We start from the raw sequence: 11,978 nt of genomic DNA, 5'->3' as shown, positions 1-11,978 counted from the left end.
ATGCTTGGGATTGGCGCTTTTCCCTTTGCTTTCAGGCTTGTACGAAACGAGATGTGGTCGTGCCCGGAACAGAGGGTTTGCGTGTTGATTCAACTGGGTTACGCTCGAACCAAGCCAGATGTTCAATCCAAACAATGGAGTTCAGCATGGGTTACAAGAAGATTCAGGTTCCAGCCGTCGGCGACAAAATCACCGTCAATGCAGACCATTCTCTCAATGTCCCTGATAACCCGATCATTCCCTTCATCGAAGGTGACGGCATTGGCGTCGACGTCAGCCCTGTGATGATCAAAGTGGTTGATGCTGCCGTAGAAAAAGCCTACGGGGGCAAGCGCAAGATTTCCTGGATGGAGGTTTATGCTGGCGAAAAAGCAACTCAGGTTTATGACCAGGACACCTGGCTGCCCCAGGAAACCCTGGACGCCGTCAAGGATTACGTGGTTTCCATCAAAGGCCCGCTGACCACTCCGGTCGGTGGTGGTATCCGCTCCCTTAACGTTGCCCTGCGTCAACAGCTCGATCTCTATGTCTGCCTGCGCCCGGTGGTGTGGTTCGACGGCGTGCCAAGCCCGGTGAAAAAGCCTGGCGACGTCGACATGGTGATTTTCCGCGAGAACTCCGAAGACATTTATGCCGGTATCGAATGGAAGGCCGGCTCTCCTGAGGCCACCAAGGTCATCAAGTTCCTGAAAGAAGAAATGGGCGTCACCAAGATCCGTTTCGACCAGGATTGCGGTATCGGCATCAAGCCTGTTTCCAAGGAAGGCACCAAGCGTCTGGTGCGCAAGGCCCTGCAGTACGTGGTGGACAACGACCGCAAGTCGCTGACCATCGTGCACAAGGGCAACATCATGAAATTTACCGAAGGTGCCTTCAAGGACTGGGGTTACGAGGTGGCGAAGGAAGAATTCGGCGCCGAGCTGCTGGATGGCGGCCCATGGATGAAGTTCAAGAACCCGAAAACCGGCCGCGAAGTCGTCGTCAAGGATGCCATTGCCGACGCCATGCTTCAGCAGATCCTGCTGCGTCCGGCCGAATACGACGTGATCGCCACCCTCAATCTCAACGGTGACTACCTGTCCGACGCCCTGGCGGCGGAAGTGGGCGGTATCGGTATCGCGCCGGGTGCCAACCTGTCCGACACCGTGGCCATGTTCGAGGCGACCCACGGTACTGCGCCGAAATATGCCGGCAAGGACCAGGTCAACCCGGGCTCGGTGATTCTGTCGGCGGAGATGATGCTGCGCCACCTGGGCTGGACCGAGGCGGCCGACCTGATCATCAAGGGCACCAACGGCGCCATCAAGGCCAAAACCGTGACCTACGACTTCGAACGTCTGATGGAAGGCGCCACGCTGGTATCTTCTTCGGGCTTCGGTGAGGCGATCGTCAAGCACATGTAAAAAGGCAGCTGCAACGAAACCGCCCGGCTCGAGTGATCGAGCCGGGCGGTTTGCTTTCTGGCAGGTGTCCGTGTTGCTTCAACTGGTCACTGACTGATGCTGAACAGCGGTCGAGGCGGCATCTTTTGCAGCGTCGGCATTCTGAATTTTTGTGGCATGCAGGCCTTTGGGCCCTTGCACGATCTCGAATTTGACGATTTGCCCGGCTTTGAGGGTTTTGTATCCGTCCATTTCAATGGCGGAGTAGTGGGCAAAGAAATCGATCTCTTTGCCGTCCTCGTCCTTCCCCTCGCGGGAGTCGGTGTTGATGAAACCGAACCCCTTGGCATTGTTGAACCATTTCACCTTGCCGACAGCCATGCTCAAATCCCTCTGCAACAGTCTCCATCGCTGGAGTATCATCCAATTCATCCGCAGTCGAATCCGTTAAAAAGATTGACTCCGCGGATCTTTTTTCCCCACTGTGGGTTCTATTGGTTGTAACACCGTTTTCCCGATAGTCAAGGTGACCGGGCAGTCGGAGTTGAAAACGTGTCAAGCCGCCCCCACCACTGTATTTGCACAACTGACGAACCTTTCTTTCCATGCATGCAATCAGCCAGATTCGACTAACATTCAATCAGGATCGCCCGCTTCTCCAAAAGGATCTTCCACAGGAGCACGACGACGATTCGGCAGGCGTTGCTGTTCAGGAAGCAAAGCCCGCGTTACAGGCGCCGCCGATGTACAAGGTGGTTTTGTTCAATGATGACTACACACCGATGGATTTCGTCGTCGAAGTGCTCGAGGTGTTTTTTAACCTGAATCGCGAGCTGGCGACCAAGGTCATGCTGGCCGTCCACACAGAAGGGCGGGCAGTATGTGGAGTGTTTACCCGCGACATCGCCGAGACAAAGGCCATGCAGGTCAACCAGTACGCCAGGGAAAGCCAGCATCCGCTACTCTGTGAAATCGAGAAGGACGGTTAATCGCCGACCACTTGGGTATGAGGTGAAGCTATGTTAAACCGCGAGCTCGAAGTCACCCTCAATCTTGCCTTCAAGGAGGCTCGTTCGAAGCGTCATGAATTCATGACCGTCGAACACCTGCTGCTGGCCCTATTGGACAATGAGGCTGCCGCCACTGTATTGCGTGCCTGCGGCGCAAACCTCGACAAACTCAAGCACGACCTGCAGGAGTTCATCGACTCCACCACGCCACTGATCCCCGTCCACGACGAGGATCGCGAAACCCAGCCAACCCTGGGCTTCCAGCGTGTGCTGCAACGTGCTGTCTTTCATGTGCAGAGCTCGGGCAAGCGCGAAGTGACCGGCGCCAACGTGCTGGTTGCAATCTTCAGTGAGCAAGAGAGTCAGGCGGTGTTCCTGCTGAAACAGCAGAGCGTTGCACGCATTGATGTCGTCAATTACATCGCTCACGGCATTTCCAAAGTGCCGGGGCATGGCGATCACTCTGAAGGTGAACAAGATATGCAGGACGACGAGGGCGGTGAGTCTTCTTCTTCAGGCAATCCGCTGGATGCGTATGCCAGCAATCTCAACGAACTCGCGCGCCAGGGCCGGATCGATCCGCTGGTTGGGCGTGAAACGGAAGTCGAGCGTGTGGCGCAGATTCTCGCGCGTCGTCGCAAGAACAATCCGCTGCTGGTAGGCGAGGCGGGCGTGGGTAAAACCGCGATTGCCGAAGGCCTGGCCAAGCGCATCGTCGACAATCAGGTGCCGGACCTGCTGGCCAACAGCGTCGTTTATTCCCTTGATCTGGGTGCTTTGCTCGCGGGCACCAAGTATCGCGGTGATTTCGAGAAGCGCTTCAAGGCGCTGCTCAGCGAACTGAAAAAACGTCCGCAGGCGATCCTGTTCATCGACGAAATCCACACCATTATCGGTGCGGGTGCTGCGTCCGGTGGCGTGATGGATGCCTCGAACCTGCTCAAACCGCTGCTGTCGTCTGGCGACATTCGCTGCATCGGCTCGACCACGTTCCAGGAATTCCGTGGCATTTTCGAAAAAGACCGTGCTCTGGCACGGCGCTTCCAGAAGGTCGACGTCGTCGAGCCGTCGGTGGAAGACACCATCGGTATCCTGCGCGGCCTGAAAGGTCGTTTCGAACAGCACCACAACATCGAATACAGCGATGAGTCGCTGCGCGCCGCTGCGGAACTGGCTTCGCGCTACATCAATGACCGGCACATGCCGGACAAGGCCATCGATGTGATCGACGAGGCTGGCGCTTTCCAGCGTCTGCAACCGGTCGAGAAGCGTGTGAAGCGCATCGAAGTGTCTGAGGTCGAGGACATCGTGGCGAAAATCGCGCGGATTCCGCCGAAGCATGTCACCAGCTCCGACAAGGAACTGCTGCGCAACCTCGAGCGTGACCTGAAACTGACGGTGTTCGGTCAGGACGCGGCGATCGATTCGCTGTCGACCGCGATCAAACTGTCCCGTGCCGGTCTCAAGTCGCCTGACAAGCCTGTCGGTTCGTTCCTGTTTGCAGGTCCGACCGGTGTCGGTAAAACCGAAGCCGCGCGTCAACTGGCCAAGGCCTTGGGCATTGAGCTGGTTCGCTTCGACATGTCCGAGTACATGGAGCGCCACACCGTATCGCGTCTGATCGGTGCACCTCCGGGTTATGTCGGTTTCGACCAGGGCGGTCTGTTGACCGAGGCGATCACCAAGCAACCGCATTGCGTATTGCTGCTCGATGAAATCGAGAAGGCGCATCCGGAAGTCTTCAACCTGCTGCTGCAGGTGATGGACCACGGTACGCTGACCGACAACAACGGGCGCAAGGCGGATTTCCGCAACGTGATCGTGATCATGACCACCAACGCCGGTGCTGAAACGGCGGCGCGTGCTTCGATCGGTTTCACCCATCAGGACCACTCGTCCGATGCGATGGAAGTGATCAAGAAGAGCTTCACGCCGGAATTCCGCAACCGCCTGGATACCATCATTCAGTTTGGTCGCCTCAGTCATGAGGTCATCAAAAGCGTGGTGGACAAGTTCCTCACCGAGCTTCAGGCGCAGCTGGAAGACAAGCGTGTGCTTCTGGAAGTTACCGATGCGGCGCGCAGCTGGCTGGCGGCCGGTGGTTACGATTCGGCCATGGGCGCTCGTCCGATGGCGCGTCTGATCCAGGACAAGATCAAGCGTCCGCTGGCGGAGGAGATTCTGTTTGGCGAACTGGCCGAGCATGGCGGTGTGGTTCACATCGACATCAAGGATGGTGAGCTGACGTTTGACTTCGAGACTACTGCGGAAATGGCCTGATGGTTGTTGGTCTGTTGTAAAGCGAAAGGCGCCTTTTGGTGCCTTTTTGCTGTCTGCGGTTTTGGGTGTATAGCCGTTACCGCAGCAACGGATATACACCCAAACTCAAAAAACGCACAGACAAAAACGCCCGGCATTAAGCCGGGCGTTCTGTATTGACTTGATTAGCGAGCGCGGTAAGTAATACGCCCTTTGCTCAAGTCATAGGGCGTCAGCTCGACGCGCACTTTGTCACCGGTAAGAATACGAATGTAGTTCTTGCGCATCTTGCCGGAGATATGCGCGGTTACGACGTGCCCATTTTCCAATTCCACGCGAAACATGGTGTTTGGCAGGGTGTCGACGACAGTGCCTTCCATTTCGAAGCTGTCTTCTTTCGACATGCAGTAAAGCCCTCGGTGTCCAGTGAATGGCCCGGTGCAACTGCGCCAGGCAAAAGCGGCGTGCATTGTGCCCGAAAAATGGGGTTTACGCCAAGGGGTTTAGGGTTTGCGTTTAGTTCAGGATGACCCAGCGCTGGTTGATCAGCAGTTCGATAGGCCGATATTGGGTCTTGTAGTTCATCTTTTTGCAGTTTTTGATCCAGTAGCCAAGGTACACCGCCTCAAGCCCCAGGCGCCGGGCTTCGGCGATTTGCCAGAGGATCGCGTAGCGCCCCAGGCTGCGGCGTTCTTCCTGCGGTTCGTAGAAGGTATAGACCGCCGACAGTCCGTTGGGCAGCAGATCGGTCACGGCGACCGCCAGTAACCGTCCGTCGAGCCGGAACTCGTAAAAGCGTGAGAAGGGCAGGTCGCGTACCAGAAAAGTCGAGAATTGATCCCGGCTCGGCGGGTACATGTCGCCGTCGGCGTGGCGCTGTTCGATGTAGCGCTGATAGAGGTCGAAGTATTCTTCGCTGAATGCCGGCTTGACCGGGCGCACCTGCAAATCGATGTTGCGTTTGAAAATGCGTTTTTGCTGACGGTTGGGGGTGAACTGCGCCACCGGGATGCGCGCCGGCACGCAAGCATTGCAATTCTGGCAATGCGGGCGGTACAGATGGTCGCCGCTGCGACGAAAGCCCATTTCTGACAGGTCTGCGTAGACATGCACATCCATGGGCTGGCTCGGGTCGAGAAACAGGGTCGTCGCCTGTTCCTCGGGCAGATAACTGCAAGAGTGAGGCTGAGTGGCATAAAACTTCAACCGCGCCAACTCGGTCATGATCAACCCTCAAGGGTAAGCTGGTGAAATTAAGTGTAAGCCACGCGCGCAAAAGTCGCTCAGCAAACCCAGGTTGCATGATTGGGTTGGTCGAGGTGCCGGGCCAGGTATTCGGCGAATGTCTGCCGTGAAATGGCCCGGGCGCCGAGGCTGTGCAGGTGATCGGTAGGCATCTGGCAGTCAATCAATACGAAACCCGCTTCTTTCAGATGTTGCACCAGCGTCGCAAAACCGTACTTGGAGGCATTGTCCGCGCGGCTGAACATCGACTCACCGAAGAACAGTTGCCCCATCGCCAGACCGTACAGGCCGCCGACCAGTTCGCCCTCATCCCAGACTTCCACTGAATGAGCAAAGCCGCGTCGATGCAATTCGACATAAGCGTCCTGCATCGCTTCGGTGATCCAGGTGCCGTCGGCGTAATCCCGGGGAGCGGCACAGGCACGGATTACCGCTTCGAAATCCTGATCGAAGGTCACTTGATAACGCTGTTTGCGCATCAATTTTCCGAGGCTGCGCGAGACGTGCAGTTCGTCGGGAAAAAGTACGGTGCGCGGATCCGGCGACCACCAGAGAATCGGCTGACCTTCGGAAAACCATGGAAAGCAGCCGTGGCGATACGCCTGGATCAGGCGATCGGCGGACAGGTCGCCACCGGCCGCCAGCAATCCGTTGGGATCGCGCATGGCCTTATCCAGTGGCGGGAAAGTCAGTGAATTGCGTTGTAACCAAGTCAGCATGGCGTCCGGGCTTGCAGAAGGGGAGGGCGGTGGGCGCTGGGCCCGCGGTAAAGTGTGCCGGGAAATGACGCGAATGTCCTCCGTTGCAGTGGGATGATTGGGCTGCTGCAACTTGAGCATCCGGATGCGGTCGTAATCGGGCGCAACACCGCTGCGGGCAAGGTGACCGATGCCAATGTGCGGCGCTCAGGGGGGATGAGGCGCGAATGCTTCGCTACGTTCATCAAATACACCTCATAAGCCTTTGTCACAAAAGACAATGCATGCTCAAATTGAACGCCGGGCCTTGTGCCTTTGGCTATGCTTGAACCAGGGGCAGCGAAGCATGGCGTCGAACGCGCAAACCCGTACAATGCCGGCTGTTACAGAATATTCGCCGCGTACCGTGTTTATAAAAGGCGGGGCGCAGTGTTAAAAGTAGTCTCCGTTGCGCCCGTCATTTTTTTACCTGCCTGGATCGGGCAGTTTTTTATCGTCATTCAATAGATGGACGCGCCTCTGGCGCAGGAAAAGAAGCGTTTTGAAGAAATCCACGGAAGCACCAAAAACAGTCGTTCCGCTCTGGCGTCAACAGTTGCACTACCGGCTCAAGGAAGGTGCATTGATCGCCATCGGCGCCTTGTGCCTGTTCCTGATGATGGCGTTGCTGACTTACGGCAAGGACGATCCAGGCTGGAGCCACAACAGCAAGATCGACGATGTGCAGAACTTCGGCGGTCCGGCCGGCTCCTACAGCGCCGACATCCTGTTCATGGTGCTGGGTTACTTCGCGTATATCTTCCCGTTGCTGCTGGCGATCAAGGCGTATCAGATCTTCCGTCAGCGTCACGAGCCATGGCAGTGGAGCGGCTGGCTGTTTTCCTGGCGCCTGATTGGCCTGGTGTTCCTGGTGTTGTCCGGCGCCGCGCTGGCGCACATCCACTTCCACGCGGCCACTGGTTTGCCCGCTGGCGCCGGCGGTGCGCTGGGTGAAAGCCTCGGTGACCTGGCCCGCAATGCTCTGAACATACAGGGCAGCACTTTGCTGTTCATCGCGCTGTTCCTGTTCGGGCTGACGGTGTTCACTGACCTGTCGTGGTTCAAGGTGATGGACATCACCGGCAAGATCACCCTCGACCTGTTCGAACTGTTCCAGGGCGCGGTCAACCGCTGGTGGTCGGCGCGTACCGAGCGCAAGCAACTGGTCGCGCAATTGCGTGAAGTCGATGATCGAGTGCATGACGTGGTTGCACCGACCGTCACCGACAAGCGCGAGCAGGCCAAGGTCAAGGAGCGTCTGATCGAGCGCGAGCAGGCCCTGAGCAAGCACATGTCCGAGCGCGAGAAACAGGTGCCGCCGGTCATCGCCCCGGCCCCGGTCAAGGCGCCGGAGCCGAGCAAGCGCGTGCAGAAAGAGAAACAGGTGCCGTTGTTTGTCGACAGCGCCGTCGAAGGCACCTTGCCACCGATCTCGATTCTCGACCCTGCGGAAAAGAAACAACTCAATTATTCGCCCGAATCCCTGGCGGCGGTCGGCCACTTGCTGGAGATCAAGCTCAAGGAATTCGGCGTCGAAGTCACCGTGGATTCCATCCATCCCGGCCCGGTCATTACCCGTTACGAAATCCAGCCTGCTGCAGGCGTGAAGGTCAGCCGTATCGCCAACCTGGCGAAAGACCTTGCACGTTCGCTGGCCGTGACCAGCGTCCGGGTGGTGGAAGTGATTCCTGGCAAGACCACGGTCGGTATCGAAATTCCCAACGAAGACCGACAGATCGTGCGCTTCTCAGAAGTGCTGTCGACGTCCGAATACGACAACTTCAAGTCGCCGGTCACTCTGGCCCTGGGCCACGACATCGGCGGCAAGCCGGTCATCACCGACTTGGCGAAGATGCCGCACTTGCTGGTAGCCGGTACCACCGGTTCCGGTAAGTCGGTGGGCGTGAACGCGATGATTCTGTCGATCCTGTTCAAGTCCGGTCCGGACGACGCCAAGCTGATCATGATCGACCCGAAAATGCTTGAACTGTCGATCTACGAAGGCATTCCGCACCTGCTGTGCCCGGTCGTGACCGACATGAAGGACGCCGCCAACGCCCTGCGCTGGAGCGTTGCCGAGATGGAGCGCCGCTACAAGCTGATGGCGAAGATGGGCGTGCGAAACCTGTCCGGCTTCAACGCCAAGGTCAAGGAAGCCCAGGACGCCGGCGAACCGCTGAGCGATCCGCTGTACAAACGCGAAAGCATCCACGACGAAGCGCCGCTGTTGCAGAAGCTGCCGACCATCGTTGTGGTCGTGGACGAGTTTGCCGACATGATGATGATCGTCGGCAAGAAGGTAGAAGAACTGATCGCCCGTATCGCCCAGAAGGCGCGTGCGGCCGGTATCCACCTGATCCTCGCGACCCAGCGGCCGTCGGTGGACGTGATCACGGGTCTGATCAAGGCCAACATCCCGACGCGGATGGCGTTCCAGGTATCGAGCAAGATCGACTCCCGAACCATCATCGATCAGGGCGGCGCCGAACAATTGCTTGGTCACGGTGACATGCTCTACATGCCGCCGGGCACCAGTCTGCCGATCCGGGTTCACGGCGCATTCGTGTCCGACGATGAAGTTCACCGGGTGGTGGAAGCCTGGAAACTGCGCGGCGCACCGGAATACAACGACGACATCCTCAACGGTGTCGAGGAGGCGGGCAGTGGTTTCGAAGGCAGCAGCGGCGGCGGAGACGGCGACGATCCGGAAGCCGACGCGCTGTACGACGAAGCCGTGCAGTTCGTACTGGAAAGTCGCCGCGCCTCCATCTCCGCTGTGCAGCGCAAGCTGAAGATCGGTTACAACCGTGCCGCGCGCATGATCGAAGCCATGGAAATGGCCGGGGTCGTGACGTCCATGAACACCAACGGTTCCCGCGAAGTTCTGGCCCCTGGCCCGGTACGCGACTGATTCGATACCCTGATCCAAATGCAATGGACGGTGCATGAAGCGCCGTCCACTTTCCCACGAGTATTCAAGAGGACTCCCATGCGTCTTATCCGCATGTTGCTGCCGGTACTGGCTCTGACCACCCTCACGGCTCACGCCGATGACAAGGATGTGGCTCGCCTGACCCAATTGCTCGAAACATCCAAGACTCTGACTGCCAACTTTTCCCAACTGACCCTCGACGGCAGTGGCACCCAGTTGCAGGAAACCACCGGCGACATGACCCTGCAGCGCCCGGGCCTGTTCTACTGGCACACCAATGCGCCAGCCGAGCAGACCATGGTGTCCGACGGCAAGAAAGTCACCCTGTGGGACCCGGATCTGGAACAGGCCACCATCAAGAAGCTCGATGAGCGCCTGACTCAGACTCCAGCCCTGTTGCTGTCCGGCGACGTATCGAAGATCAGCCAGAGCTTCGACATCACCGCCAAAGAGGCCGGTGGCGTGATCGACTTCACCCTGAAGCCAAAAACCAAGGACACCCTGTTCGACAGCCTGCGCCTGTCGTTCCGCAACGGTCTGGTCAATGACATGCAACTGATCGACAGCGTCGGCCAGCGCACCAACATCCTGTTTACCGGTGTGAAGGCCAACGAAGCGGTCCCGGCATCGAAGTTCAAGTTCGACATCCCGAAGGGTGCCGATGTGATCCAGGAATAAACACAGAGGTTTCAACGGTTCGTGATGGATCTGTTTCGCAGTGCACCGATTGCCCAGCCATTGGCCGCCCGTTTGCGGGCGACCAATCTGGATGAGTACGTCGGTCAGGAACACGTGCTCGCTCGCGGCAAGCCTTTGCGCGAAGCACTGGAGCAGGGTGCCCTGCATTCGATGATCTTCTGGGGCCCGCCGGGCGTGGGCAAAACCACGCTGGCGCGGTTGCTGGCGGAAGTCTCGGATGCGCACTTCGAAACGGTCTCGGCAGTCCTGGCCGGGGTCAAGGAGATCCGTCAGGCGGTGGAAATCGCCAAGCAGCAGGCCGGCCAGTACGGCAAGCGCACGATTCTGTTTGTCGATGAAGTGCACCGCTTCAACAAGTCTCAACAGGACGCCTTCCTGCCGTACGTTGAAGACGGCACGCTGATCTTCATTGGCGCCACCACCGAAAACCCTTCTTTCGAACTGAACAATGCATTGCTGTCGCGGGCGCGGGTCTACGTGCTCAAGAGCCTCGACGAAGCGGCGTTGCGCAAACTGGTGCATCGCGCGCTGACCGAAGAGCGTGGTCTGGGCAAGCGTCATCTGACCCTCAGCGATGAAGGCTTCCAGATGTTGCTGTCCGCCGCCGATGGCGATGGCCGGCGCCTGCTGAACCTGCTGGAAAATGCCTCGGACCTGGCCGAAGACCACAGCGAAATGGGTACCGAGTTGCTGCAGAGCCTGCTCGGCGACACTCGCCGGCGTTTCGACAAGGGCGGCGAAGCGTTCTACGATCAGATTTCCGCGCTGCACAAGTCAGTGCGCGGTTCCAATCCTGACGGCGCGTTGTACTGGTTTGCGCGAATGATCGATGGCGGCTGCGATCCGCTTTACCTGGCTCGGCGCGTAGTGCGCATGGCCAGTGAAGATATCGGCAACGCCGATCCTCGCGCCCTGAGCCTGTGCCTGGCCGCGTGGGAAGTGCAGGAACGTCTTGGCAGCCCGGAAGGTGAGTTGGCAGTGGCTCAGGCCATCACTTATCTGGCGTGTGCGCCGAAAAGCAATGCGGTGTACATGGGCTTCAAGACCGCGCTGCGCGCCGCCGCCGAGCATGGTTCACTGGAAGTGCCGCTGCACCTGCGCAATGCACCGACCAAATTGATGAAGCAATTGGGCTACGGCGACGAATATCGTTACGCCCACGACGAACCGGATGCTTACGCGGCCGGCGAAGACTATTTCCCGGAAGAACTCGACCCGATTCCGTTCTACCAACCGGTGCCCCGTGGCCTGGAGTTGAAGATCGGCGAAAAGCTCAATCATCTCGCCCAACTTGATCGTTTAAGCCCCCGGCAGCGGAGAAAATAGTGGTTCCATTGATCGTTGCAGTCTCCGTCGGCGGGATGGCCGGCACCTTGTTGCGCTTCGCCACCGGCAATTGGGTCAACGCCAATTGGCCGCGGCACTTCTATACCGCGACGCTGGCCGTTAATATCGTGGGCTGCCTGCTGATTGGCGTGTTGTACGGCCTGTTTTTGATACGCCCGGAAGTGCCGATCGAGGTACGTGCCGGGTTGCTGGTCGGCTTCCTCGGGGGGCTGACGACTTTTTCATCCTTTTCACTGGATACGGTGCGCCTGCTGGAAAGCGGGCAGGTGCCGCTGGCCCTGGGCTATGCGGCCATCAGCGTATTCGGCGGGCTGCTCGCGACCTGGGCCGGCCTGTCCCTGACCAAACTTTGATAACGAGAAACCGA

The 11,978-nt window shown here is 58.4% G+C and carries 11 protein-coding genes; 7 read left to right on the top strand and 4 right to left on the bottom strand.

What is annotated here, in order from left to right; all coding sequences use genetic code 11:
• Nucleotides 1-146 precede the first annotated feature (146 nt).
• Nucleotides 147-1,403 (top strand): NADP-dependent isocitrate dehydrogenase, encoded by a 1,257-nt coding sequence (gene icd / locus AC1MDC_RS21695; RefSeq protein WP_085699137.1) that lies wholly within the window; start codon nt 147-149, stop codon nt 1,401-1,403.
• Nucleotides 1,404-1,481: 78 nt separating this feature from the next.
• Here icd and AC1MDC_RS21690 read toward each other — a convergent pair whose 3' ends face one another.
• On the bottom strand, nt 1,482-1,763 hold the full coding sequence (locus AC1MDC_RS21690) for a cold shock domain-containing protein (RefSeq protein WP_085699139.1): 282 nt from the start codon (nt 1,761-1,763) through the stop codon (nt 1,482-1,484).
• A gap of 224 nt (nt 1,764-1,987) precedes the next feature.
• Here AC1MDC_RS21690 and clpS point away from each other — a divergent pair, with 224 nt between their 5' ends.
• Together clpS and clpA are read left to right on the top strand one after the other, a co-directional pair.
• Entirely contained in the window at nt 1,988-2,371 is a 384-nt protein-coding gene (clpS, locus tag AC1MDC_RS21685; RefSeq protein WP_011334948.1) for an ATP-dependent Clp protease adapter ClpS, read from the top strand.
• Nucleotides 2,372-2,401: 30 nt separating this feature from the next.
• Nucleotides 2,402-4,672, top strand: coding sequence for an ATP-dependent Clp protease ATP-binding subunit ClpA (gene clpA, locus AC1MDC_RS21680; protein ID WP_085699141.1), 2,271 nt, complete (start codon nt 2,402-2,404; stop codon nt 4,670-4,672).
• A 164-nt stretch (nt 4,673-4,836) separates the two neighbouring features.
• On the opposite strand, the gene infA is transcribed toward clpA, so the two are convergent.
• From infA to aat, 3 genes are all read right to left on the bottom strand, one after another.
• Nucleotides 4,837-5,055, bottom strand: a complete 219-nt coding sequence (gene infA, locus AC1MDC_RS21675; protein ID WP_002553999.1) for a translation initiation factor IF-1 — start codon at nt 5,053-5,055, stop codon at nt 4,837-4,839.
• A 112-nt stretch (nt 5,056-5,167) separates the two neighbouring features.
• Nucleotides 5,168-5,875: an arginyltransferase gene (locus AC1MDC_RS21670; RefSeq protein ID WP_085699144.1), complete on the bottom strand. Its 708-nt coding sequence runs from the start codon at nt 5,873-5,875 to the stop codon at nt 5,168-5,170.
• A 59-nt stretch (nt 5,876-5,934) separates the two neighbouring features.
• Nucleotides 5,935-6,615, bottom strand: a complete 681-nt coding sequence (aat, locus tag AC1MDC_RS21665; RefSeq protein ID WP_085699146.1) for a leucyl/phenylalanyl-tRNA--protein transferase — start codon at nt 6,613-6,615, stop codon at nt 5,935-5,937.
• A 520-nt stretch (nt 6,616-7,135) separates the two neighbouring features.
• Between aat and AC1MDC_RS21660 the strand changes: the two genes are divergently transcribed.
• The 4 genes from AC1MDC_RS21660 (at nt 7,136) to crcB (ending at nt 11,964) form a co-directional block, all read left to right on the top strand.
• Nucleotides 7,136-9,544, top strand: coding sequence for a DNA translocase FtsK (locus tag AC1MDC_RS21660; RefSeq protein ID WP_085687381.1), 2,409 nt, complete (start codon nt 7,136-7,138; stop codon nt 9,542-9,544).
• 78 nt (nt 9,545-9,622) lie between these two features.
• Nucleotides 9,623-10,243: an outer membrane lipoprotein periplasmic chaperone LolA gene (gene lolA / locus AC1MDC_RS21655; protein ID WP_011334944.1), complete on the top strand. Its 621-nt coding sequence runs from the start codon at nt 9,623-9,625 to the stop codon at nt 10,241-10,243.
• 24 nt (nt 10,244-10,267) lie between these two features.
• Nucleotides 10,268-11,590: a replication-associated recombination protein A gene (locus tag AC1MDC_RS21650; protein ID WP_064597723.1), complete on the top strand. Its 1,323-nt coding sequence runs from the start codon at nt 10,268-10,270 to the stop codon at nt 11,588-11,590.
• Nucleotides 11,590-11,964 carry a fluoride efflux transporter CrcB gene (gene crcB, locus AC1MDC_RS21645; protein ID WP_085699148.1) on the top strand — a complete coding sequence of 125 codons (375 nt, stop codon included), beginning with the start codon at nt 11,590-11,592 and terminating at the stop codon, nt 11,962-11,964. Before AC1MDC_RS21650 ends, crcB begins: the two co-directional genes overlap by 1 nt.
• Nucleotides 11,965-11,978 lie beyond the last annotated feature (14 nt).

The sequence above is a fragment of the Pseudomonas sp. 1 genome (assembly GCF_056626735.1).
The sequence above is the reverse complement of the archived record's forward strand: the minus strand, read 5'-3'. Positions and strand labels throughout refer to the sequence as shown.

Excerpts from the sequence above, each read along its gene's own strand:
- clpS (WP_011334948.1), top strand. The coding sequence starts at position 1,988 with ATGCATGCAATCAGCCAGATTCGACTAACATTCAATCAGGATCGCCCG.
- AC1MDC_RS21670 (WP_085699144.1), bottom strand. The coding sequence starts at position 5,875 with ATGACCGAGTTGGCGCGGTTGAAGTTTTATGCCACTCAGCCTCACTCT.
- aat (WP_085699146.1), bottom strand. The coding sequence starts at position 6,615 with ATGCTGACTTGGTTACAACGCAATTCACTGACTTTCCCGCCACTGGAT.
- icd (WP_085699137.1), top strand. The coding sequence starts at position 147 with ATGGGTTACAAGAAGATTCAGGTTCCAGCCGTCGGCGACAAAATCACC.
- lolA (WP_011334944.1), top strand. The coding sequence starts at position 9,623 with ATGCGTCTTATCCGCATGTTGCTGCCGGTACTGGCTCTGACCACCCTC.
- AC1MDC_RS21690 (WP_085699139.1), bottom strand. The coding sequence starts at position 1,763 with ATGGCTGTCGGCAAGGTGAAATGGTTCAACAATGCCAAGGGGTTCGGT.
- infA (WP_002553999.1), bottom strand. The coding sequence starts at position 5,055 with ATGTCGAAAGAAGACAGCTTCGAAATGGAAGGCACTGTCGTCGACACC.
- AC1MDC_RS21650 (WP_064597723.1), top strand. The coding sequence starts at position 10,268 with ATGGATCTGTTTCGCAGTGCACCGATTGCCCAGCCATTGGCCGCCCGT.
- clpA (WP_085699141.1), top strand. The coding sequence starts at position 2,402 with ATGTTAAACCGCGAGCTCGAAGTCACCCTCAATCTTGCCTTCAAGGAG.